At 37.9% G+C, this 22,508-nt stretch carries 25 protein-coding genes; 12 read left to right on the top strand and 13 right to left on the bottom strand.

Annotated features, from left to right (window positions below):
* Positions 1 to 100 precede the first annotated feature (100 nt).
* The gene (locus CPS_RS01965) at positions 101 to 577 is read left to right on the top strand and encodes an acyl-CoA thioesterase (protein ID WP_011041301.1); all 477 of its coding nucleotides are present in this window, start codon (positions 101 to 103) and stop codon (positions 575 to 577) included.
* A gap of 519 nt (positions 578 to 1,096) precedes the next feature.
* Here the strand turns inward: CPS_RS01965 and CPS_RS01960 are convergent.
* Positions 1,097 to 2,356, bottom strand: a complete 1,260-nt coding sequence (locus CPS_RS01960) for a glycosyltransferase (protein ID WP_011041300.1) — start codon at positions 2,354 to 2,356, stop codon at positions 1,097 to 1,099.
* A gap of 304 nt (positions 2,357 to 2,660) precedes the next feature.
* A complete protein-coding gene (locus CPS_RS01955) occupies positions 2,661 to 3,428 on the bottom strand; it encodes an FKBP-type peptidyl-prolyl cis-trans isomerase (RefSeq protein ID WP_011041298.1) in 768 nt (255 codons plus the stop codon).
* 183 nt (positions 3,429 to 3,611) lie between these two features.
* On the opposite strand from CPS_RS01955, the gene CPS_RS01950 reads away from it, so the two are divergent.
* On the top strand, positions 3,612 to 4,595 hold the full coding sequence (locus CPS_RS01950) for a WD40 repeat domain-containing protein (RefSeq protein WP_011041297.1): 984 nt from the start codon (positions 3,612 to 3,614) through the stop codon (positions 4,593 to 4,595).
* On the top strand, positions 4,577 to 4,840 hold the full coding sequence (locus CPS_RS01945; protein WP_011041296.1) for a SlyX family protein: 264 nt from the start codon (positions 4,577 to 4,579) through the stop codon (positions 4,838 to 4,840). The genes CPS_RS01950 and CPS_RS01945 overlap by 19 nt, the downstream gene beginning before the upstream one ends.
* A 193-nt stretch (positions 4,841 to 5,033) precedes the next feature.
* Here CPS_RS01945 and CPS_RS01940 read toward each other — a convergent pair whose 3' ends face one another.
* Complete coding sequence (locus CPS_RS01940; protein WP_011041295.1) at positions 5,034 to 5,237, bottom strand: YheV family putative zinc ribbon protein; 204 nt, start codon at positions 5,235 to 5,237, stop codon at positions 5,034 to 5,036.
* Between the two features lie 464 nt (positions 5,238 to 5,701).
* Here CPS_RS01940 and CPS_RS01935 point away from each other — a divergent pair, with 464 nt between their 5' ends.
* The 4 genes from CPS_RS01935 to CPS_RS01925 all read left to right on the top strand — a co-directional run bounded on the left by CPS_RS01935 (position 5,702) and on the right by CPS_RS01925 (position 9,223).
* Positions 5,702 to 7,627, top strand: coding sequence for an ATP-binding cassette domain-containing protein (locus tag CPS_RS01935; protein ID WP_011041294.1), 1,926 nt, complete (start codon positions 5,702 to 5,704; stop codon positions 7,625 to 7,627).
* A gap of 56 nt (positions 7,628 to 7,683) precedes the next feature.
* Complete coding sequence (locus CPS_RS01930) at positions 7,684 to 8,424, top strand: tetratricopeptide repeat protein (RefSeq protein ID WP_011041293.1); 741 nt, start codon at positions 7,684 to 7,686, stop codon at positions 8,422 to 8,424.
* A gap of 78 nt (positions 8,425 to 8,502) precedes the next feature.
* The gene (locus CPS_RS23105) at positions 8,503 to 8,640 is read left to right on the top strand and encodes a DUF3149 domain-containing protein (RefSeq protein WP_011041292.1); all 138 of its coding nucleotides are present in this window, start codon (positions 8,503 to 8,505) and stop codon (positions 8,638 to 8,640) included.
* Positions 8,641 to 8,986: 346 nt separating this feature from the next.
* On the top strand, positions 8,987 to 9,223 hold the full coding sequence (locus tag CPS_RS01925) for a YheU family protein (protein WP_011041290.1): 237 nt from the start codon (positions 8,987 to 8,989) through the stop codon (positions 9,221 to 9,223).
* Between the two features lie 442 nt (positions 9,224 to 9,665).
* Here the strand turns inward: CPS_RS01925 and CPS_RS01920 are convergent, their stop codons facing one another.
* The 3 genes from CPS_RS01920 to nudE form a co-directional block, all read right to left on the bottom strand.
* Positions 9,666 to 10,463 (bottom strand): DUF1338 domain-containing protein, encoded by a 798-nt coding sequence (locus CPS_RS01920; RefSeq protein WP_011041289.1) that lies wholly within the window; start codon positions 10,461 to 10,463, stop codon positions 9,666 to 9,668.
* 463 nt (positions 10,464 to 10,926) lie between these two features.
* Positions 10,927 to 11,748 (bottom strand): 3'(2'),5'-bisphosphate nucleotidase CysQ, encoded by an 822-nt coding sequence (gene cysQ, locus CPS_RS01915; RefSeq protein ID WP_011041286.1) that lies wholly within the window; start codon positions 11,746 to 11,748, stop codon positions 10,927 to 10,929.
* Positions 11,749 to 11,804: 56 nt separating this feature from the next.
* Positions 11,805 to 12,356 (bottom strand): ADP compounds hydrolase NudE, encoded by a 552-nt coding sequence (gene nudE / locus CPS_RS01910; protein ID WP_011041285.1) that lies wholly within the window; start codon positions 12,354 to 12,356, stop codon positions 11,805 to 11,807.
* Positions 12,357 to 12,482: 126 nt separating this feature from the next.
* Here nudE and yrfG point away from each other — a divergent pair, with 126 nt between their 5' ends.
* Positions 12,483 to 13,175, top strand: coding sequence for a GMP/IMP nucleotidase (yrfG, locus tag CPS_RS01905; protein ID WP_011041284.1), 693 nt, complete (start codon positions 12,483 to 12,485; stop codon positions 13,173 to 13,175).
* Positions 13,176 to 13,313: 138 nt separating this feature from the next.
* Here the strand turns inward: yrfG and CPS_RS01900 are convergent, their stop codons facing one another.
* Positions 13,314 to 13,742 carry a PACE efflux transporter gene (locus CPS_RS01900; protein WP_011041283.1) on the bottom strand — a complete coding sequence of 143 codons (429 nt, stop codon included), beginning with the start codon at positions 13,740 to 13,742 and terminating at the stop codon, positions 13,314 to 13,316.
* 86 nt (positions 13,743 to 13,828) lie between these two features.
* On the opposite strand from CPS_RS01900, the gene CPS_RS01895 reads away from it, so the two are divergent.
* The 3 genes from CPS_RS01895 (at position 13,829) to CPS_RS01885 (ending at position 17,120) form a co-directional block, all read left to right on the top strand.
* Positions 13,829 to 14,704 carry a LysR family transcriptional regulator gene (locus tag CPS_RS01895; protein WP_011041282.1) on the top strand — a complete coding sequence of 292 codons (876 nt, stop codon included), beginning with the start codon at positions 13,829 to 13,831 and terminating at the stop codon, positions 14,702 to 14,704.
* A 192-nt stretch (positions 14,705 to 14,896) separates the two neighbouring features.
* Positions 14,897 to 15,826 (top strand): LysR family transcriptional regulator, encoded by a 930-nt coding sequence (locus CPS_RS01890; protein WP_011041281.1) that lies wholly within the window; start codon positions 14,897 to 14,899, stop codon positions 15,824 to 15,826.
* A 106-nt stretch (positions 15,827 to 15,932) separates the two neighbouring features.
* Positions 15,933 to 17,120 (top strand): BamA/TamA family outer membrane protein, encoded by a 1,188-nt coding sequence (locus CPS_RS01885; protein ID WP_011041280.1) that lies wholly within the window; start codon positions 15,933 to 15,935, stop codon positions 17,118 to 17,120.
* Positions 17,121 to 17,390: 270 nt separating this feature from the next.
* Here CPS_RS01885 and rplI read toward each other — a convergent pair whose 3' ends face one another.
* The 6 genes from rplI to CPS_RS01855 form a co-directional block, all read right to left on the bottom strand.
* Complete coding sequence (gene rplI / locus CPS_RS01880) at positions 17,391 to 17,843, bottom strand: 50S ribosomal protein L9 (RefSeq protein ID WP_011041279.1); 453 nt, start codon at positions 17,841 to 17,843, stop codon at positions 17,391 to 17,393.
* A gap of 17 nt (positions 17,844 to 17,860) precedes the next feature.
* Positions 17,861 to 18,088 (bottom strand): 30S ribosomal protein S18, encoded by a 228-nt coding sequence (gene rpsR, locus CPS_RS01875; protein WP_011041278.1) that lies wholly within the window; start codon positions 18,086 to 18,088, stop codon positions 17,861 to 17,863.
* Positions 18,089 to 18,141: 53 nt separating this feature from the next.
* Entirely contained in the window at positions 18,142 to 18,429 is a 288-nt protein-coding gene (priB, locus tag CPS_RS01870) for a primosomal replication protein N (RefSeq protein WP_101153977.1), read from the bottom strand.
* A 34-nt stretch (positions 18,430 to 18,463) separates the two neighbouring features.
* Complete coding sequence (rpsF, locus tag CPS_RS01865; protein ID WP_011041276.1) at positions 18,464 to 18,895, bottom strand: 30S ribosomal protein S6; 432 nt, start codon at positions 18,893 to 18,895, stop codon at positions 18,464 to 18,466.
* A gap of 192 nt (positions 18,896 to 19,087) precedes the next feature.
* The gene (locus CPS_RS01860; protein WP_011041275.1) at positions 19,088 to 20,443 is read right to left on the bottom strand and encodes a hypothetical protein; all 1,356 of its coding nucleotides are present in this window, start codon (positions 20,441 to 20,443) and stop codon (positions 19,088 to 19,090) included.
* A gap of 141 nt (positions 20,444 to 20,584) precedes the next feature.
* Positions 20,585 to 21,661 (bottom strand): acyltransferase family protein, encoded by a 1,077-nt coding sequence (locus CPS_RS01855; protein WP_011041274.1) that lies wholly within the window; start codon positions 21,659 to 21,661, stop codon positions 20,585 to 20,587.
* A 317-nt stretch (positions 21,662 to 21,978) separates the two neighbouring features.
* Between CPS_RS01855 and CPS_RS01850 the strand changes: the two genes are divergently transcribed.
* A complete protein-coding gene (locus CPS_RS01850; protein WP_011041273.1) occupies positions 21,979 to 22,419 on the top strand; it encodes a transcriptional repressor in 441 nt (146 codons plus the stop codon).
* Positions 22,420 to 22,508 lie beyond the last annotated feature (89 nt).

Raw genomic sequence — 22,508 nt, 5'->3', positions numbered from 1 at the left:
ACTGACAGATATTATTTGCTAATTAACAACTAACAATATATTTTGAGCAATCTTCTTAAGAACCCCACAATTAAACACATTAACGATAAAGAGCACATTCATGAATGCACCACAACGTGACATAACTTTAAGATTTTTAGCCGAGCCACAAGATGTAAATTTTGGTGGTAAAGTGCATGGTGGCGCTGTGATGAAATGGATAGATTTAGCTGCTTATGCTTGTGCTGCTGGTTGGAGTGGTCGTTATTGTGTTACCGCCTATGCTGGTGGTATTCGTTTTGTTGCCCCTATTCATGTTGGTAGTTTAGTTGAAGTAGAAGCTAAAGTTATTTACACCGGTAACTCATCAATACATATAGCGCTAGAAGTAAACGCTTGCGATCCTAAATCCTTAAACCGTCGTTTAACTACTCACTGCATTGTTATCATGGTCGCAGTTGATCAAAATGGTCAATCTGAACGTGTGCCGCAATGGCAACCTCAAACGGAAGCAGATAAAAAACAACATGAGTCCGCGGTGAAACTGATGGAAATGCGCAAACAAATTGGTGAAGAAATGCAAATTTTTGTCGATTAATATCTAATACCAAGTCCATTAAGTTATTTCCCACTCAGCGAGAATTAAAAGGCTTAGAGGCAAGGCATTGATCGAAGAGCATGGTTATTCAGGAGAATATGCTCCTGCATTCTCTAATAAGCTGCATCCATGCAGCGTCCTTATCAAAACCAATAACGCAGTATGTAAGCCTTTATTTTTTATTAGGTACTCGCCCTTGGGAGCTTGTCAGAAAATCAATAACTGCACAAATTTGTTAGATATAGAATGACTATGTCAGCAGAAATTTTATTTGTTATAGCTTCTCTGACATAGCTCTGAGCTGGGAATAAATTTAATGGAATTGGTATAGTCACCACATTGAAATAACTGTTATGCGTTGGCGGTATTATACTCTTTAGCCAACCGAGCTTTGCACTAGCAAAGTTCGGTCATAAAATTGTGTTTTAGCTTGTTTTGAACATTTGTCTTTAGCAAAACAGGACAGCGACTTATCCGAATACTTGAACTGTCTTTATAACCTGAAGTTCAATCACTATTTTATTCTTCTGCTATCTTCTCTTCGACTACTTTTAATTGCGTTTTGACATCAATCCACTGTGACATATATTGGGTACTTTTATGATGATGATGATTCAGCATGCTACCAATAAAATTCGCCTGTCTATGTGAGCTAAGATTAGCCTCCAGTTTTGATAAACAATCAGCTAACTCAGTTAAGACATTATTTTGCTGATACATTAACATGGCATTTTGTTGCCCTAAGTCACTAGAAACTTGCCAAGTGCTTTCATCTTGATAGAGTTTTACCGCAGCATCTGCAATGGCTTGTGGATCATTGGCTATTGCCCCAGCCCAAGGTAAATCAGTTTGCATGCTTTCTGCACCAATATCTGTCGTCACTGATGGCGTAGCGCAATACATAGCTTCGGCTAACTTGCCTTTAATACCTGCGCCAAAACGCAGTGGTGCTAAACACACTTTGGCACTTTGCATGGCAAGTACTGCATCATCCACCCAGCCTTTCACCAAGAATCCTGATTTTTCATCATGCAAGTCAGTCGCTTTGGGTGGCGGATAAGCACCATAAATATTGAGTTTCGCGTTAGGTAATTGTTTACGAATAAGTGGCCATACTTGCTGTTTTAGCCACAATACTGCGTCCCAGTTAGGCGCATGGCGGAAGTTTCCTATCGCCATGAAATCTTCACGCTGTTGAAAACTCGGGTTTTCTTGTGCTAACTGCGCATGGCTTAACATAAAGGGGCAATAGTGAATTAAGCTGGTATCGACTTTAAATAAGCGTTTTAGTAATGCCACTTCAATACTTGAAATCATTAAGCTGATATCAGAACGAAATATAGAGGCAACTTCACGCTTAGCCATGTCACTGGTAAGTAAGTCCTCATCGGTAATATCTCGTTTTAGTTTATAGGCTTGATGACGAGCATTGCGAAGACAAAATAAATCTTCGGTATCTAATAGTCGAAGCGCTTGTGGACATTGTTCACTTACACGCCAGCCAAACTGCTCTTCCATCATAAAGCGATCAAACATCACCGTATTAGGTTGTAACTCTTTAATAAAGTCATCAAAACTAGTGCAGTTGAGGCTAATATTTTCAACGTCAATATTTAAAGCGCGTAAATCGACCATGTGCTCAGTTTGTTGCGCGGGGCTGGCAAAGGTTATGTGATAGCTTTGGGATTGGAAAAAGTGGATTAACTGCATCATACGGCTACCTGCCGCTGAAGAGTTAGGCTCAGGCCATACATAGCCAATAATAAGAAGTTTTTTCATTTAAGTATTTTATACCAATTACAATCACTTTCAATGGCATAAATATACAATAACTTCGTTGCTTTCAATCACAATAGCCCACTATTGCTCAATCAAGCGCCTTGTTCTTGAACATTTACTCACATTGAGTCATCACTCATAGCTAATTGAATTGAATTTAATAAAGCAAATAATAAAGGCCAATGCTAAATATAATTATTCAAATGCAGGAAACAAAAAGCCACCAGTAAATGATTACGGGTGGCTTTAAATTGTTATCTAGTATTGATTATAGATAAGCGAAAGTATTATCTATAATAACTAACTAGTGAGCAGCGTGTTCATCAGCCTTTGGAGCTTCTTCTGCTTTTTGAATTTCTAATAATTCAATTTCAAATTGCAATACTGAGTTACCCGGAATACTTGGTGGGTTACCGTTAGGACCATAGGCTAAATCTGAAGGGATAGTGAACTTGTACTTAGCGCCTACAGGCATTAATTGTACGCCTTCAGTCCAACCTTTGATTACACGATTAAGTGGGAATACTGCTGGTTCACCACGTTTGTATGAACTATCAAAGGTTTCACCGTTTAAGAAAGTACCTTTATAGTGAACTTTAACAGTATCAGTTGCTAAAGGTGTATCACCTTCGGCAGCGGTTAATACTTCGTATTGAATACCTGATTCAGTTACTGTTACGCCTTCTTTTTTAGCGTTGTCTTCAAGAAACTTAGCGCCGTCAGCTAGGCTAGATTCAGAAGCGGCGATTGCAGCTGCTTGCTGTTTTTCTTTCATGCTAGTATCAAGGTTCATCAATAAGGCTTGAATTTCTTCTTTTTCGATAACAGATTTACCGTCAATGCTGTCTACAAAACCGCGTACGATAAGCTCTTTATCTAACGTTAAACCTAGTTTGTCATGCTCTTCTAAGTTACGTTGCATGTACATACCAATTGAGGCACCTAAGCCGTAGGCTTGTTTTTGCACTTCAGTATCTAATACCGGTGCTTTTACTTCTTCAACAGCTTTTTCGTTACAACCAACAACGGCAAATAAGGCAAGGGCTACTAAGGTAGGCTTAAACAATTTCATTTATATCTCCATTTATACAATACAATTGGAGAGTTTCCCCAATTAAAAACTTAAAAATTATAATGTTACCTTGTAAAATTTAACTTTAAGGTAAACTTTACATTTAAGTACAGATAACACTAAACAATTTCAAAAAAGAACTTATACTAACGATAAATGCGCAAATAAAAAAGTATTAATATATTGTTAAATTGTAATTGGATTTTTCCGCTCGTCTTATTGACGACACTCACGGCTTGTAAGCCTGTAACGCAAGAACCACTGCAACGCTGGCAACAGTCTGTTGAAGGTGCCTATGCTGGTCAGATTTCTAGTGATGCCAAGTTTTCAGTCATCTCATCTATTCATCATGGTTTGAGTGTCTGGGATTTAGACAAGAACCAACGCATATATAACTGGGCGCAAGAACAAAACACCAGTGATAATTTAGTACTCTCTATTGATATTAGTGACAATGCTAGCCATGTACTGACAGCAAATAGAGATAACTTTGCCCTGTGGAACTTGCAATCAGGTAAGTCTGAAGGTTATTGGAAAGTGCGAGAGTCTCACATTAGAGATATAGCGGTCAGTAATAATGGTGATTACTTACTTATTGGAAAAAGCAACGGTACCGTGGTGCACGTTGCCGTTGATACCGGAAGACGGTTAGAATTTTTAGGTCACAAAGAGAAAATAAACTCGGTAGATATGCTGCCCAATGGCCGTGTAGCTATATCCGGTGGTAATGATTTTACCGCGTATGTTTGGGATACTCAATCAGGGCAAGTAGTTTATCAATTTAACCATAGCTCAAGGGTATCAAAAGTAGCCTTAGATGCTAAAGCTCGTTATGCCTTTTCTGCCGACAGTATGAAAGGTGCATATATTTGGGATTTAAAAACCGGTAAACGTATTAGTAGCCTGCAAGGTACAAAACGTCATGAGGTTTTTAGTACCGTACGTTTTTCTCCAAACGGTAAAACACTAATCACCGGCGCCGCTACCAGAAAAGTCAGCGTTTGGGACATTGCGACAGGTAAACGCCTTTCACATTGGTTTGTTACGCCTAAAGAGGCAAAAAGACCTACGGGAGCGGTTGTGTATAGTGTCGCATTTGGCGATAATAACGATCTATTAACGATAAGCTCATCAGGATATGTTGAATCATGGCCAATCACGAAATAACTTTAAGTGCGCACAGCACAAACGCCAACTATATTCAGCAACTGGAAGAACGAGTAGATTCATTAGAATCACGCAATGTTTTTCAAGACGATGTCATTGATCAATTAAGTGAAGAGTTAGCTGCACATCAACATGAAATTTCAGAGCTTAAACATCAAATTCAATTAGTGGCTAATCGTTTAAAAGATGCTGGTAGCTTATCGGGTGACGCCGAAGAAATTGAGCCACCGCCACCGCATTACTAAACCAAGACTATTATCCATAAATAGCTAACAATGGTATTTGAAGCGGTATCGTTTAATTAAAGACCTTTAATTAGAAACTTTTAATTTGAGATAACAAAGCACGGAGTTGATGACTATCAATGAGTGTTTTTGATGCGCTAACTGTTGTTTAATCACAACGCCTTAGCGCAATACCACAAAAAAATTCATGTTATCAAGGTTTAAATACACCAATCACCTGTTCGTTTTCACGAACAACCTTCTCAACTTGTTCTTCCGTTTGCACCATTTGTTCGCCACAACTCACACAGGTTACTTTTTCAACACCATTTTCTTTGGTCAATGCCATAGTGTCCATTGCTTTACATTTAGGGCAGACAGCGCCGGCGATAAATCTCTTTTTTAGGGCTTTGCTCATAGTTATCTACTACTTTTTATTAGGCTCTGCTGTTCTTTGTTGATAGTTTTTTCAACATGTAATACCAAGTATATTAATTAATTGCCCACTTAGCGAGAATTAAAAGGCTTAGAGGCAAGGCACTGATTGAAGAGAATGGTTATTCCCTTGTCGAAATAAATAACGACGCATGTAAGCCTTTTAAAATCGCCCTTCGGGAGTTTATTAGCGAACTAATAACGGCTCAAAATTAAAGAAATATAGAATATGTTTAAGTAATTTTGCTTGTTCTAAGCTCGCTAATACAACTCTAAGCTGATCAATTTATTAGTGTAATTGGTATAAGTTCAACAGGCTCGACATTAAATCCAGAATTATCGCTATTTTACCTTGAATTGTGGTCATAGGAAAAGCGACAATGCATCAGCATTTTTTTAGTGGGTATTATCTCTGCCTCACTATGCCATTTTCCCGAGGAAATACCATTGATTATCGCCACAGACTTAAGTTTAGATCGAGGGGCTAAAAACCTAATAAAATCATCTAGCTTTACTATACACCCTAACCACAAGGTTGGCTTAGTAGGCAGTAATGGCTGTGGAAAATCATCTCTTTTCGCCGCACTATTAGGTGACTTATCACCTGACTCTGGCGATTTAGCTTTACCAACAAGTTGGGATATTGCCACCGTAAGGCAAGAAACTCCTTCGTTAGAGCAAACGGCACTTGATTACGTGATGGATGGCGATAAAGAATTTCGCCAATTAGAGCACGAGCTTGAACAAGCCCGCATAATGGATAACGGTAACCTCGAAGCCACTATTATCAATAAAATAGATACCATCAGCGGATACAGTTTACCAGCTCGCGCTGGTGAGTTGTTGCATGGTTTAGGTTTTTTACAATCACAACTTGATAATCCAGTGAAAGACTTTTCTGGTGGTTGGCGCATGCGATTAAACTTAGCCCAAGCGCTAATATCTCGAGCTGACTTGTTATTACTCGATGAACCGACCAACCATTTAGACTTAGATGCAGTTATCTGGCTACAACGATGGTTAAAACGCTTTACCGGTACCTTAGTCCTCATTTCACATGACCGTGACTTTCTAGATACGGTTATTGGTCAAATATTACATATTGAGCATCAGCGCGCTAAATTATACAGCGGCAACTATACCGCTTTTGAACGCCAACGCCGCGAACATTTAGCACAACAAGACGCACAGTTTCAAAAGCAGCAAAAAGAAGCTGCACATCTAACCGCTTTTGTTGATCGTTTTCGCGCGAAAGCCAGTAAAGCAAAACAAGCACAAAGTCGATTGAAGCGTTTAGAAAAGTTACCTGATTTAGCGCCAGCGCATGTTGATAGCCAATTTACCTTCAGCTTTGCAGAGCCTGAAAGTTTACCCTACCCACTTTTATCACTTGATAAAAGTCAGTGTGGTTACCCTAAATCTGATCATGGTGAGCAGGCAATTATTCTAGATGACGTTGGCTTAACATTAATACCTGGTAGCCGCATTGGTTTATTAGGCAGAAATGGCGCAGGGAAATCAACCTTAATTAAATCCCTTGCCGGTGAACTTGCCTTACTTGGTGGTGAACGTTACTGCGCACAAGACTTAACCGTAGGTTATTTTTCTCAGCATCAATTAGAGCAATTGCATGCGCCATCGAGTCCTGTTGATCATATTTTACGTGCTAAACCTGCTTTAGGTGAACCACAAGCCCGAACCTTTTTAGGAAAGTTCGGTTTTAGTGGCGACCAAGCGTTATCACAAGTTTCAACCATGTCAGGTGGTGAAAAAGCGCGTTTAGTACTGGCTTTGATTGTTTTAGAAAAACCACAGTTATTATTACTAGATGAACCGACCAACCATTTAGATTTAGAAATGCGCCAAGCATTGGTGATGGCATTACAAGATTTTGGCGGCGCGATTATTTTGATTGCTCATGATAGGTTCTTATTAGAGTCATGTGTTGATGAATTTTATCTTGTTGCCAACGGCCGAGTGAGTGATTTTAGTGGCAATATCGATGATTACCAGCAGTGGTTAAATGATGATAAAAAACAAGCGATAAAATCAATCAAAACCGATCAACAAAGCGGTGATAAAGGTTTATATAAAAAACAACTTCGTCAGCAACAAGCGGAGCTAAGAAAAAAATCTGCCCCTATGCGCAAAGAAGCTGATAAATTAGAGAAAAAGGTTCATCAGTGGCAAGAAGAGCTAACCAAGATTGAAGCTTTATTAAGTGACAGTGATATTTATCAATCAGAGCGTAAAGCTGAACTAACAGACTTACTGAAAAAACAAGCTAACTTGAAAGGTGATATTGAAGAAAATGAAATGCTATGGCTTGAACTAGCCGAGCAGATTGAAGAGATGATGTCAGTCACTGATTGATTTTTTCATCTACACTTAGCCTATACTCGATAGTTACCGTTAGAAGAGGAAATATTATGCGTACTAAAATATTACTGCTTACCTTCACACTGCTAAGCAGTTTTTCAGTATTGAGCCAAGGTAATGACCTTGAGCAGGGAATGTATGAATTAAACCGAGGGGAATTTAAAGCGGCTATCGAGCAGTTTCGTCCACTGGTTAATGAAGGTTATGCTCCAGCCCAATATCAAATGGCCTTGGTATATCTTCACGGTTATTCTGTTCGTAAAGATAGTATGAAAGCACTGGAGTTATTTGAACTTTCTGCTGCACAAAACTACCCAGATGCACAATTTGAACTGGCCTTAATTTATTCAGACGGTAAGTTAGTAAAACAAAACCTTAAAAAAGCGTTTGAGCTTACTCATAAAGCGGCAAACAAAGACTTACCTAGTGCGCAATTTAATTTGGCAGTAATGTATGCTAACGGTACGGGGATTAAACAAGATGATTTTAAAGCATCGCGTTGGTATCAGCGTGCTGCAAATCAAAATTATGCCCTAGCTCAATTTAATTTGGCGTTACTTTATAGTGAAGGTAAAGGTGTAGAGAAAAGTACTGAACTGTCCTATGTCTGGAATACCATAGCATCATGGAACGGCTACCCTAATGCTGAAAAAAGTCGTTTAATGGATGAAAGAGATTTATCTAAGCTTAAAATTGAAAAAAGTATCGAAAAAGCGAATGATATCTATCAAAAAATAAGAGATCAGCAGGAAATGAAAGCAAAAATGGCAGAAAAGCAGAACTTCTATTGATCTAAATCAGCTTAATCATTGAGCGACTTAATTACACTAGGTATATCAACAATGACTTAGAAAATTATGGAGCTCAATATGAATTTATTATCAATGTTAACCAATGACCCAGTAGTGATGTTCTCTTTTGGCGGTATAGCCATTATGCTCGGTATTTGTGCCTTTTATGTTTATTACTTTATTAAGCATATTCAAGACGATAGTAAAAAAAATTAAGTATTATATCAACTACACTAATTCTCCTTATACAGGCTAGATAGATCTCAATTGTTATATTGTTAAGTAACAATGTTTTAATTTAGTCTGTTAAAATATTATTATGTTGTCGACAGGACTTTCAACAGCCAATTTAAGCCTTTAACTTTGTTATAAGGTAAATGCCCTTTTGAGCGTTGTAAACAAGCTGATAACGCCATCCCTGAAATAGAAATTCATACTGTTTACATTATTACTTTAAGCTCTCGGCTGACGCAATTTTTTGTGCAGTAAATTAATCCGTTTGGGATAAAGTGATTCAGCGGTACAATGACTATTCATTATTTAAAATCCTAAAGTACTCCTTATGATTATCCCCCTAGACCAACTATCACACGAAACCTTAACCGCTATTATTGAAGGCTTCATCTTACGTGAAGGGACTGAATATGGCGCTGAAGATGTGAGTAAGGAAGCTAAGATTGCTCAAGTGAAAAAACAACTTGAACAAGGTAGTGCGGTATTAGTTTATTCTGAGCTGCATGAAAGCATCAATATATTACCTAGCGATCAATTTAAGGTGGGAATGGAAGAAGAAATATAGATTGATGCCTACCATTCAATAACACTGATGATTAACTTTCTCAAGCTATCCGAACCCAATGTCTTCTATAAAGTCTAGATAACAAAAAATTCCCATTAAAAAAGCCAGTAAATTATACCCTTGCTACCTCAAAATGCGGGTTTCAGGATGCCTGAGCGATTCATGCACAAGGCGCATCTTTTTATTAAGGGTTGTTCCCTTAAAAACAGAGGTTACGAAGAGCATGATTTGCTCAGACATCCCCGTAGGGCTGGTTTAGAAACGCTTTATGCTACGTTATTGACTTCGATAAGGGAACAACCATTATCTTCAATCAAGATCTTGCCTAAAGGCGTTTCTAATTCCAGCTGAATCCTGCATCTTGAGGTAGCATGGGTATGGCACTGGCTCAATAATTTAATACTTTTATCACATTGCCAAAAAAGTGGAGTGAAAGGTTGAGCTATTTAGCATTGGTACTGTCGAAAATTTTATCTGCTGAGGCGGCAACAAATCCTGTGTACAGTTCACCACTTGCTAGAGGGTAGCGTTTAGCAAATTCATAGAAACAGCTTGGAATTTCCATTGTTTTATCAGAAAAATCTACTGGTGCTTTATCCGCAAGTGTCGATGATTGCTCTAATTTCACCGCTTCATCACCTTTGATTTCACCGCCATTAGCATTGAGAGCATAGCCAGCGTCCTTAAGTGTTGCATTGACTACTTCTATATCTTCGTAGTTAGCTAAGTGATTAATGCTCACGGTAAAGTGATTTGCACGGTAACCCCAGGCAGCTAACCATGCGGCATACTCACTAACATTTAGCAGAGTATCATAATCCTTTGAACTAATTTCCCACAAGCGACCAGCATAAAGAAAGTCAGCTCGGTCACTAACATCTTCTGGTAACTGTGCGATTAAGCCAGTGATAATGTCTTGTACTTCACTAGAGAATTCTTCAACACGTAATTCACTAATAAACACTTTAGGCATAGTGCTATCTGCATGCTCAAAATGTTTAGCATCCAGTTTTTTAGCCGAAAAATCATATTGGCCACATTCGGTGTAACCCAAAGCCAACAGTCCTTTAGCTAATTGCGCTAAATTAATTTTAGGATGGTTAAAGGTACGGTAAGCAACATGATCGTTAATTACATCATTGCCATTACCTAGTAATTGGTGAATTTTTTTTGCTGACGGAGTCACGCTGAGATATTGTTCCCAGATCTCATTAAAAAGTGCGGTTACTTGCGCTGCCATGGTTTTTCCTCTTACTTATTGAGTGGTTATATATTAGTGATATTAATTAAATAGTAGTGGTTATAACTCAGACAATTAACTTTACAGATAAAAGCATTGATACAGATAAAATTAATAGCTGAAATAGTAGCAGATAGCAAAACGGTCGGGAAAATAACAAAATGATATTTTGGTTGACAGCATGCGCCATCTACCAAAAATTTAGATTTGATCGATACTTTTAAAGAAGCAAGGACGACGTCCTGCTTGATGGTGAGATATATGTTTTTTTAATACGCTTGATAACATAGCTAAAACAAAATTACCTGATCACGAGAGTACGGGAAGTTGCCAGTAAGCTCACTTCGATGAATAGCGCTAATTTAGCACAAATCGTAAGCAAAACGAACTTCTTCATAACAACAGTAATGAAAGGCGATATTAGCCGGAATAATTTAATTTCATAATTAGATCTAGCTGTTTGTTATTCATAAACTTTTCTATGTGCTTTAATTATTTTTTGCCATGGAAAGTCTCTCGCACCTAAACTGACAAAATCAGGATTAAGTAAGCTTTCTCGTTTATTGTAACTTAAAGGATTAAACTCACTATCGATGATATCACCGCCGGCTTGTTCCAAGATACATTGACTAGCTCCGGTATCCCATTCGCCAGTGACTCCTACTCGTATATAACAATCGGCTCCACCTTCAGCGATAAGACAGTTTTTTAATGAACAACTACCTAAAGCAACATAGTCATAATCATAGTCATTATTTAAATATTGTCCCATGAGTTCCAGCTGCTGACGACGACTAATGGCGACTTTAATACGACGGTTTTCTTGATATTCAGCGACACGAATTGCATGACTGGCTTGGCTATTATCTTTGAAAGCACCCAGATTTTTTTGACCATAATAGGTTAGGCAGTGATCCGGCGCGTGAATAACACCCAGTGTTGGCCAACCATTTTCAACGAGCGCGATATTTACGGCAAAATCACCGCTACCGATGATGAATTCGCCAGTGCCATCAATAGGGTCGAGTAACCAATAACGAGACCAATCTTTTCGCTCATTTAACTGCACAGTACCCACTTCTTCAGAAATAATAGGGATATCTGGTGTCAGTGTTTTGAGCTGATCCATCAAGATGTCATTTGCGGCTAAATCGGCACTGGTTACTGGGCTTTCATCAGCTTTGGTTTCTTCAGTATAGTTTCCTTGACGATAATACTTCATTACTTCTACGCCAGCTTTCTTTGCGCTTTCTAAAGCAATGCTCAATAATTTATCTTGGCTCATCGTTATACCTCTTTCTTCCTGCTTTAGTACTATGTCACTTTTCAAATTACTAAAGGTTAAACTGCAAGCAGGTCACGTACCAACATTAATGCTGCAATACTGCGTGCTTCAGTAAAATCTGTTTGTTGTAATAGTTCTTTATAGTCTTTAATGGGCCAAGACACCACTTCTAATGGCTCGGGTTCATCCCCTTCAAGTTCAGAACTGTATAGGTTTTTAGCTAAAAAGATGGTCATTTTGGCATTAAAAAAAGCAGGAGCCATCATCATTTCTGATATCTGATGCATTTGCTCGCTACCATAACCAATTTCTTCTTGGAGTTCTCGGTTGGCAGCCTGTTCTGCAAGCTCACCTTCGTCAATCAGCCCTTTGGGGAAACCTAACAAATAACTGTGCGTACCTGCACAATATTCACGGACCAATAATAGTGTTTCATCATCAATCATTGGCACTATCATCACAGCACCACGCCCAGAGCCCATCATGCGCTCATATTGCCTTTGTTCGCCATTACTAAAAGTAAGGTCGATTTGTTCAATGCCAAATAGTGCACTTTTAGCCACTTGTTGGCGATGAGTAATGATAGGTAACTGGTTTTCATCTGCCATAATTCTAGCCACATTGGTTAATTGCTTTTCCTTAGATATCACTATAATGACACGATAATCAATACTTTTGGAATAGCAAAATGGTATTATTTATTACACTGAATGTTTTTTTGAGGATTGGCTAAAATGGCGAGTATTAATTGGTCAGAAATTTCTACTGTTTTAATTGATATGGACGGTACCATTTTAGATTTACATTTTGATAATCACTTTTGGTTAGAACATCTGCCTGCGCGTTATAGTGAAAAAATGTCAATTTCACTCGATGCTGCCAAAGCAAAGCTCAAAGCTGATTATTTATCTGTTGTTGGTACGATTAAATGGTACTGCCTCGATTACTGGGCTGAGCAAACGCAAATGCCAATTACCGAGCTCAAACGAGAAATACAACATTTGATTCAATTACGCACTGACGCGAGAGATTTTTTAATTGCACTAAAAGCAAGTGGCAGAGATGTGGTATTAGTGACCAATGCGCATCCCGAATCATTATCATTGAAAATTGAACGTACTCAATTAGATCAATATTTTGATGTGCTTTACTCAACCCATGACTTTGGTGTTACCAAGGAGTCACAGTTATTGTGGCAACGTTTGCAAGAAAAGCATGGCTTTGATTGTGATTCGACACTCTTTATTGATGACAGTATAGAGATTCTTCAGTCTGCTCAACAATACGGTATTAAACATTTACTCGCGGTTGCTAACCCTGATAGTAAAAAAACAGCGAATGTCATTACCGATTTCCCTGCTATTACTAGCTTTGATCTATTAACAGCACAGCTGAGTAAAGAATTGATCAACAGCACCAGTAATTAGCGGCATAACTGATAGCTGCCAACAAAAATACATAGCATTATATTGCTCTTCATTGACACTGTTTTAATAGTACTTAAACAGTGTCAATGAGTCTCGCCCGTTCACAGAATTAGCAAGCAAAGCATTACTCACTAAGCTTTAACTATATTGCTCATTACTAATCAATCTTTTATAAGGTTGATATCTATCGTATAGCCAATTAAATATAAAAGTATAAATTAAAATAAACACTAAAAAGCCTGCCTCTAAAAAGGTTGCTTCGAGCCAAGTAATATTTAAATACCATGCTAATAACGGTAAAGTAATTAAAATCATGCCAAACTCAAATGTTATAGCATGAATAATACGTACCGTTAAACCACGTTCTACACGGTTATAGCCTGCTAATTTATCGAAAACGATATTGTATATATAGTTCCAAAACATAGCGAAAATAGATAAAGCGATACCTGCAATCGCCATTTTATCTGTTTCGTAACCAGCGATTAATACTGTCGTTGGTACAACTATCATTAGGGCAATAACCTCAAATAGAACAGCCTGATAAATTCGCTCAATGGTATTCATTTTTAATTTCTCTCTTTAGTGACCATGTGACTATTTTAATCTAGAATAAAGATATTAAATAACTACATACCATCGGTTAAAGCGATATGTTTAGTGTTGAACAACTTCAAGCTTTTATCACAACAGTAGAAACAGGTTCCTTTTCTGCTGCCGCCCGTCGTTTAAATAAAGTTCAATCCGTAGTCAGTCAGCATGTAATTAATTTAGAGGTAGACTGTAATATCCTATTGTTTGACCGCTCAGGACGATATCCAGCACTCACAGAAGCAGGTGAAAAGTTATTACCACATGCGCAGGCAGTGATTGATCAGCATCAGCGTTTAAAAAACTCGGCTTTATCATTAACAGATAACACCCCAAAAGAAATAACAATAGCGTTAGACGAAGGGATCTCATTTAAACTCATCTCAGGCATTATTAGTAACCTACAAAATGAATTTCCAAATATCACACTAGAATTTTTAAGTGCCTCAAGCCCCGATATCATTGATATGTTAAAAAATGAAAAAGCTTTAACGGGCATTGTTTTTAGTGAACTAACCATTCCTAGTTATTTAGACTTTGAATGTATTGGTTCAATAAAGTTTGATTTATACGTTGCTAAATCTCATCCACTGGCAAACCAGGTATGTAAAAATATTGATAGCTTAAGACTGCATCGTCAGTTGCTTATTCGATCTCGAAATACGCAATCAAGTAGTTTTCAGTTAAAGCTGAGCCCTAATGTTTGGTATGCTGATAATTACTTTCTTTTGCTTGAACTGGCATTACAAGGAAATGGCTGGTGTTTGTTGCCTAACCATATTGCTAATGAATCTGTTGAAAGTGGTCAGTTAGTTAAGCTACCACTTGAGTTTGAAGAAATGGGGTGGCAGGCTAATGTCGATGTAGTTCAACATCAACGACACAGTAACTTAGCGGTGTTTAAAGTACTTAGGTTATTATTACGAAATCTTTTATAGGTAAGAGTATTTAAACCTCATTATCTGTTGCTAGTCTCTCTCTTTTACCAAGTTACAGATTGCTAATCAAAAAATAGGTGACTAATAACTTATGTGTTGAAGGGTCTAACTACTTTGATAAATATGCGTAATACGCATAATTTATATAGTGATGTATACTCCAATCATCACAGGGTAATGATTAGGTAAAAGATGGCTTTATTAGAGCAGAAGTTAGCACGAGTCGACCTTAACTTATTGGTGTCACTGAGTGTTTTATTAAAAGAAAAAAATGTCAGCCGAGCGGCTGAGCGTCTTTATTTGTCACAGTCTGCCATGAGCAGAACTTTACAACGCTTGAGAGATCTTTTCGATGACCCGCTCTTTCATCGCACAGCTTCAGGGATAGTGCCGACAGAAAAAGCGCACAGTATTGAGGCTTTATTGCCTGATTTATTACAAAAATTAGAATCAATACTACACGATGACGATTTTTCACCTCAGACTTGTGATAAACATTTCTCTATCTCGTTACCATCGCTGACCAGCCATGCTATTTTTTTACCCTTAGTACAGGCTATAAATAATGAAGCACCCGCGGTGCAATTATCTGAATACTCAGCAAAGATGAGCTCAAACAAATCACTTGAATCAGGTTTTCTAGATTTCGCTATTCATATCGAAAAGCCAACCGATACTGCCTTTATCGCGACTTCTTTAGGAAAATTATCATTATCGATTTTTGCGAGAAAAAGCCATCCTCTCTCGGCACAACATAAAGTTGAACTCGCTGACTGCCTAACTTATCGTTTTCTTGAATTAAATGTAAATGAAGACTCTGGCGCAATTTTTACCAACCCTATTGATAGTATTCTACTCAAGCAGGGCTTCAAACGTGATATACAATTAAAAACTAGTCAATTGAGTATTCTGGTTGAGTTATTAAAATCATCAAACACCCTACTGATAGCACCCAGTTTTTTTATACATTCTTCTACCTATAAAGAAGAGTTGGTCAGTGTTTATCAATTCGAGCAAACAGACAGTAATATGGTTGAATTATTTTTACTTCAGCATCAGCGCACAGTAAATAGTGCAGCACATCAATGGCTAAGAGATAAAGTATTGCAGCAGACTTTATAATTCATCCCTTGCTAATCATTAGTTTCTAGTAGAAGATTGCTGTAATAATAAGCATGTAGTCCAACGTCAAAGTCGGGATTATCACTAATACTTCAAAGAGTAGATCATGACCCTTTTAAAAAAAATCATCTCGCTTATTTTGATACCTCTGTCCTCATTCAGTACTTTTGCAGCTTCAGGAATTTTTACCGATAAACTCGATGGCAATCTTGATGCTTCACGTTACCTTTCAGAAAATGCTTATGGTTTTTTACCTGTGCCTATCATCATTACTGACCCAGCTGTAGATGGGGGTTTAGGCATGATGGGTTTGTTTTTTCATGAGTCAGAAGAAGAACAAGCAGCTCGATTAAAAACAATGCAAGATGAAAGTAATGATAGAGCATCACACAGTTTAATGCCGCCAAGCATTTCTGCCGCTTTTGGTGCTTATACAGGTAACGACTCTTATTTGATTGGAGGTGGTCACCTCGGTTTTTTCAATAAAGGTAGCATTCGCTATATGGGCGGCGGCGGTTATGGCGATATAAACCTTAACTTTTACGGCTTTGGTGATCTAACCCTACCTGCCCCCTTAAAAATCAACACACAAGCGACTGCGATAATGCAAACGCTAAAGTTTAAACTGGGTAACAGCGCTTTTTATTTTGGACCTATGCATCGCTACGTTGATGCGCAAGTTAGCATAGTCAACGCTGGTAATATTATTGGTAAGATTCCAAGTAATTTACGACCAGCACTTTCTACTAACATTGTCACTTCTGGTGCAGGCCTAACATTGGAATACGACTCAAGAGATAATTTCTTTTCGCCTACTGACGGACTAAAGTACGAGCTGAATTACCTTTGGTTCGATGATGTTATAGGCTCGGATGTTGACTACACCTTAACTGAGTTAACCGCACTTAATTACTTCAAGATCACTGATCATTGGCGTACAGCGATTAGAGTTGAAGCTAATTATGTCGACTCTGAACAAATCTTACCTCCTTATGCGACACCCTATATTTCGATGCGCGGTATTCCAGCAGCTCGATATCAAGGGCAATCAGTTGCTTTATCAGAACTTGAAGTGGCATATAGAATCAATTTACGTTGGGAGCTGAGTGCATTTGCCGGCATAGGGAAAGCCAGTGATAGTTTTTCTGATTTTTCAGATAGCGACAGTCGTGTCAGTAAAGGAGCAGGATTTCGTTACCTAATTGCAAGGCGTTACGACTTTAATATGGGCATAGACATTGCCAAAGGCCCCGAAGATACGGTGTTCTACATCCAAGCAGGATCTGCTTGGTAAATTACTAGTTAAAATTCCCAAAAGCTTCGTTATTTTCATTCGGAATAGCGAACTATTACTCAATCAAATGCCTTACTCTTATAAATTTTTTCGTCGTAATTTCCTTCCCCTTAGTAAACAGAAGGTCCCATCTTTGTTAAGACAACGATTAACGGCATTACCATTATTCATCGACCAACTAGCAACTAAAAAATAGCCATAAAAAAATACCGCAATCTCTAGGAGAATGCGGTATTTTGTTTTATAAGCTAAGCAAATGCTAGTTATAAATTATGCTTCAGCGATAACTACAACTTTGATGCTAGTATCAACATCGTGATGTAAGTGAATTGCGATTTCGAATTCACCTGTTTCGCGGATAGCACCTAATGGTAAACGTACTTCAGCTTTTGTAATTTCAACGCCAGCTTCAGTGATCGCATCAGCGATATCACGAGTACCAATAGAACCGAATAATTTACCTTCGTCACCAGATTTTGATGCGATTGTAACTTCAGCTAATGCAACAACTTTAGCTGCACGAGCTTCGGCTGTTGCTAATACGTCAGCTAATTTAGCTTCGATATCAGCACGACGAGCTTCAAAGTGCTCAACGTTAGCTTCTGATGCAAATACTGCTTTACCTTGTGGTAATAAGTAGTTACGTGCATAACCTGATTTAACAGATACCTTGTCACCAAGGCCGCCTAATTTGGCGATTTTATCAAGAAGTATTACTTCCATTTTAAACCCCTATTAGCTTACTTATGTAAGTCGGTGTATGGTAACAATGACAAGTAACGAGCGCGTTTAATCGCACGAGTTAATTGACGTTGATATTTAGCAGCAGTACCAGTGATACGGCTAGGAACAATTTTACCACTTTCAGTGATATAATTTTTTAAAGTTGCAATATCTTTATAATCGATAGATGTTGCGCCTTCCGCTGTGAAGCGGCAAAACTTACGACGTCTAAAAAAACGAGACATGGAGTTCTCCAATATGGTTTTATTTAGTTAACTATTTTGTTAGTAAATAAAGCCTAATTAATCATTTCAATTTGCTGAGCATGTAATGCTAAAAGCGGATTACCGTTTCTAGATTCGTGGCGATTTATAAAACCGGTCACTTTTACTACATTCCCTGCAATTAATTCACGAGTTAAGTGTGATAAATCACCTGTAGCAACTACTTGTATTCGGACAAATGCTTGTCGATTCATACCAGCTTCATTTTGTATAGACTTATGGTCTATTGAAAACTGACTATGACTAATACCTGCAGGGCTGGTTGATTGCTTAGGGGTTCTCACCACCTCACCGATCAACACTAGGCAATTCTCTTGCGAGACAATCACAGATTACTTATTCTTCGCTAGCAGCTTCTTCAGATTTCTCTTCAACAGAGTCTTCTTTAGCTTCAACTGGCGCAGCAGCAACATCTTTCTTAACTTCGCGGCGATCGTCACGACGCTCTTCTTTAGCAGCAGCCATTGGCGATGCTTCAGTTACCGCGTCTTTAGTACGCATAATCATGTTACGAATAACAACATCGTTATAACGGAAAGCAGTTTCAAGCTCATCAATAACTACTTGTGGCGCTTCAATGTTCATAAGAACATAGTGTGCTTTGTGTAGTTTATTGATTGGGTATGCTAATTGACGACGGCCCCAGTCTTCTAGACGGTGGATTTTGCCTTCAGCAGCATTGATCAAGTCTGTGTAGCGCTGGATCATACCAGACACTTGTTCACTCTGATCAGGGTGAACCATAAATACGATTTCGTAATGACGCATTACGAGCTCCTTACGGTTGTAGTCTCATAATCTGGCACAGCCAACACCAGTTGAGACAAGGAACAAAAGTTCAGGCTGAATTAAGGAGGCGTATTGTAGGGAAAACAACCGGTAAAAGCAAGCAATAACGAAGTGATATCAGCTTACCTAGAGAACAGTAGGCTGCACCTACCTTTTAAATTAAAAATGCAGCTAGTTTATTGATTCAATATTGACAATTTCTGAGCGATTCAAGGTTATTTTAAAACGTTGTAAAGATTCTTCACCTTTACAGAAGTGGCGTAAAATAAGATTGATTTGATAACGCTGCTCAACACCTTGGCTTGAGATTTTTTGCCCTTCTAAACTGTATAATCGACCTGCCCCTTTTTTCAAAAAACGGACAAAAGGGGTTAAATTGAAAAATGTTTGCTGCTGAATTTCGTCGTAACCAGGTAAAAACTCTTTGGCCATAACCTTATTGTCACAGCGAAAATGCAATAATTGCGCAGCTTGCTTATTTTGTTGCCTACGCTGCTGAAACAATGCATTAACCGATTTAGGCAAGTCTTTATTGCTTATGTACTCTAACCACAGAATTTGACTCAAAATACGCTTTTTAGTGACGCTATGAGTAAATAGGTTCTGCCACTTGGGCCGACCTTTTTGAATTTTACGCCATATAAGACTGGTTAAGTCTTCTTTAAAGGTTTCCCTTAAACCATAAATAAGGCCCAAGAAAGCCACTAACGCAACCGTTACTTCGGTAAAGTTAGTTCGGGCATTAAGCACTAACAACATAACAAAAGCCATAATAACAGCAGTAACAACACCACGGACAAAACGTTTTAAATTAACATTTAAATACCGAGTTTTCCGCTGAAAGACCACACCGTATTCTATTAATCTTTGTAACAAGCGCATTTTGTTAGTAATGCGGTTAGCATCATCAAGAGTAACTTGTGAGTTATATTTATTTTCAATACGATAATCATTTTCGCTTCGACATAAACTTAAAAGTAGCTCTCGTTCAGCTGTGAATTCTGAGCTTTTAGGGCCTCGAGACAGTAACTTTAAGAAAGATTGTTCGATATGCCAACTTAAATAGTTATCTGCATTTTCAAAAAAGGAATTTAGCTTCTTATCGGAGGGCGTATAACGCCTTAACTTTTTAGTCAGTGAAAGAGTTTGCTCTGCCAATTCAACTGCCGCAGGATAAAATTCCTCTGCCGCTTTTAACTTTAATGTTTGCTTGATATCAGCATCGAGTGCTTTTTTAACTTGATAGGAGTACAAATTAAGGTTTAACCGATAATCACTTTGCTCACCTTTTTTTTGGCTGACAAAACGACTTCTGACTAAAGGCAGGTGTAGTTGGTCTGCATAGTAAGCACTATGATTTTTAATATTAGAATAGAAAAACTCTTCTTCATTTAGAGTACTGGGATTAATACCCATTTCAACCGGCAGTGAGAAGTACAGATCAATACGTTGATAATCTTGCGGTAATAACTGATGGCTAACCTTAAAGGACAAGTTTTCATCTTGGCTAAGTTTAGTTTTATTCACTCGTAAAAAAGATTCCTTATTTTTATGATGATTAATGATTAAAAACCATGAGCTAAGCATAGCAAAAACAAGGACTTTTTGGCAGGTTTTTCAGGCCTTAATTTTAATCTAACATTAAAATTAAGGCCTGAAGCATGACTCTTATATTTTGATAAATATTTTTCGTTGATATAACTTTAATGAAACATACCAGAAAAATGCTACATGTGAAAAAGCAAAAATAAAGGAAGCTAATTTCGGTGTAAACACGCCACTAAGCTGTTTATATAACCAAGCGTACATGGAAACATCGCCAACATTAATGTTTAAGTACATGGTTACCACTAAGAATGACAATACATAAACAAATAATGGGTTAGTCCCATAAACCAGTAAAGGCTCTGCCAATTTCACTTGTTTCATTATATCAATTAACCAGATGAAGGCGGCCAGTAATAAACATGCAAAACCAGTGCTATAAATGACATAAGACGGTGTCCATAACGACTTATTAATAGGTAATACTAAACCCCATAGCGCACCAAACCCCACTGCTAAGCCACCAATAAGCGTTAATTTGATAACACTACTTCTTTTATCTTCAATACTGGTTAAATAACGTGTTAATTCAAAACCAAGTAGCATATTTACTATTGCTGGAATAGTACTTAATAGCCCCTCAGGCTCGAAAGCAACACCACGCATGGTGTACATGTGATTAGCGCCAAATACCGCTAAATCAAGCTGACGAATAATATTGCCCTCAATGGTTAAAGCCCCTTCTCCCATACTAAGGAGTAATGCCCAATAAGCTAATAATATGACTGCTGACGCAATAAAAACTCCTGTTCTATTAAGCGTTAGTACTAAACAAGCGGCCACAGTGTAAGCAATACCTATGCGTTGTAAAATACCCATAATCCGCCAATCTTCAGCATTAACGGTAAATGGAATAACATTTAACATAAAACCAATAAAAAACATGATGAAACCACGCTTAATTATTTTCCTAAATTGCTCAGGGCTAGCAGAGAAGTTACTTTTCTTGAAGGAGAAAAACATGGCTGAGCCAATAATAAATAAGAAGAATGGGAACACTAAATCTGTTGGCGTTGCGCCATCCCACTCTGCATGTAATAAAGGCGCATATACATGTGACCATGTTCCCGGCGTATTCACTAAAATCATTAAAGCTATAGTAATGCCTCTAAAAGCATCGAGCGCGAGATAACGAGTCATGTTAATTTCCTAGCAGAATTTGTAGTTAATCATTGTAAAAGACAGCGCTGTCTTTTACAAGAAAACCTCATTTTAATGTAAGGTGGATAAATACTAAATTACTTATAAGCAGAAATGCATACCTGTTATCAATCATGTTTCAAAATGATCTAGCATGACTTTGCAAGACGACGACTATCGACGTATCTTACTCACCTATATAAGTTTCCTAATCAGCTAGAGCCATTGACTTAACTAAAAATACTTACGCGCATATATCTAGCTATGATACACTGCAAACTCATCCATTCTTAGACAAAACATAACCGAATAGCACCATGACGGCAGAATCTTTATTACAACAAGCACAATTCGTTTGCAAAAAAAAAGGCGCTCGTTTTACTACAGTAAGAGAGCAAGTTTTTTTATTATTAGCTAACCGTCAAGGCGCCGTCGGCGCTTATGATTTATTAGCTGAACTAAAAGAGTTAGATGCTGCTGCTAAGCCCGCTACTATTTACCGTGCTTTAGATTTTTTATCTAAACAGGGTTTTGTCCATAAAATAGAATCTATTAATGCTTTCATTATGTGTCACCATTTTGGCGAGTGTGATCACCCTGTTCAGCTATTAATATGCGATGAGTGTGGTCATGTAGAAGAAATACAATCTAATAACTTTGATTTAGCATTACGTACAATGGCTGATGCTAATGGCTTCACTATCAGTCATCAAATAGTTGAAGCACACGGTAGCTGTAAAAACTGTAATAACGTTTAATTCCACTAAGTTATCTCACCGTTAATCTTATAAATACTGCTTTCTATCGCAAATTTTCACCTTACAAATAACAAGGTGTTTCTGATTGT

Source organism: Colwellia psychrerythraea 34H (assembly GCF_000012325.1).
In the GTDB taxonomy this organism is placed as follows: Bacteria; Pseudomonadota; Gammaproteobacteria; order Enterobacterales; family Alteromonadaceae; genus Colwellia; species Colwellia psychrerythraea_A.
This window is presented reverse-complemented; position numbering and strand designations above follow the sequence as displayed.

Bases quoted from the DNA above. Each gene is read 5' to 3' on its own strand.
- CPS_RS01965 (WP_011041301.1), top strand. From the start codon at position 101: ATGAATGCACCACAACGTGACATAACTTTAAGATTTTTAGCCGAGCCA.
- CPS_RS01960 (WP_011041300.1), bottom strand. From the start codon at position 2,356: ATGAAAAAACTTCTTATTATTGGCTATGTATGGCCTGAGCCTAACTCT.
- CPS_RS01955 (WP_011041298.1), bottom strand. From the start codon at position 3,428: ATGAAATTGTTTAAGCCTACCTTAGTAGCCCTTGCCTTATTTGCCGTT.
- CPS_RS01945 (WP_011041296.1), top strand. From the start codon at position 4,577: ATGGCCAATCACGAAATAACTTTAAGTGCGCACAGCACAAACGCCAAC.
- CPS_RS01940 (WP_011041295.1), bottom strand. From the start codon at position 5,237: ATGAGCAAAGCCCTAAAAAAGAGATTTATCGCCGGCGCTGTCTGCCCT.
- CPS_RS01930 (WP_011041293.1), top strand. From the start codon at position 7,684: ATGCGTACTAAAATATTACTGCTTACCTTCACACTGCTAAGCAGTTTT.
- CPS_RS23105 (WP_011041292.1), top strand. From the start codon at position 8,503: ATGAATTTATTATCAATGTTAACCAATGACCCAGTAGTGATGTTCTCT.
- CPS_RS01925 (WP_011041290.1), top strand. From the start codon at position 8,987: ATGATTATCCCCCTAGACCAACTATCACACGAAACCTTAACCGCTATT.
- CPS_RS01920 (WP_011041289.1), bottom strand. From the start codon at position 10,463: ATGGCAGCGCAAGTAACCGCACTTTTTAATGAGATCTGGGAACAATAT.
- cysQ (WP_011041286.1), bottom strand. From the start codon at position 11,748: ATGAGCCAAGATAAATTATTGAGCATTGCTTTAGAAAGCGCAAAGAAA.
- nudE (WP_011041285.1), bottom strand. From the start codon at position 12,356: ATGGCAGATGAAAACCAGTTACCTATCATTACTCATCGCCAACAAGTG.
- yrfG (WP_011041284.1), top strand. From the start codon at position 12,483: ATGGCGAGTATTAATTGGTCAGAAATTTCTACTGTTTTAATTGATATG.
- CPS_RS01900 (WP_011041283.1), bottom strand. From the start codon at position 13,742: ATGAATACCATTGAGCGAATTTATCAGGCTGTTCTATTTGAGGTTATT.
- CPS_RS01895 (WP_011041282.1), top strand. From the start codon at position 13,829: ATGTTTAGTGTTGAACAACTTCAAGCTTTTATCACAACAGTAGAAACA.
- CPS_RS01890 (WP_011041281.1), top strand. From the start codon at position 14,897: ATGGCTTTATTAGAGCAGAAGTTAGCACGAGTCGACCTTAACTTATTG.
- CPS_RS01885 (WP_011041280.1), top strand. From the start codon at position 15,933: ATGACCCTTTTAAAAAAAATCATCTCGCTTATTTTGATACCTCTGTCC.
- rplI (WP_011041279.1), bottom strand. From the start codon at position 17,843: ATGGAAGTAATACTTCTTGATAAAATCGCCAAATTAGGCGGCCTTGGT.
- rpsR (WP_011041278.1), bottom strand. From the start codon at position 18,088: ATGTCTCGTTTTTTTAGACGTCGTAAGTTTTGCCGCTTCACAGCGGAA.
- rpsF (WP_011041276.1), bottom strand. From the start codon at position 18,895: ATGCGTCATTACGAAATCGTATTTATGGTTCACCCTGATCAGAGTGAA.
- CPS_RS01855 (WP_011041274.1), bottom strand. From the start codon at position 21,661: ATGACTCGTTATCTCGCGCTCGATGCTTTTAGAGGCATTACTATAGCT.
- CPS_RS01850 (WP_011041273.1), top strand. From the start codon at position 21,979: ATGACGGCAGAATCTTTATTACAACAAGCACAATTCGTTTGCAAAAAA.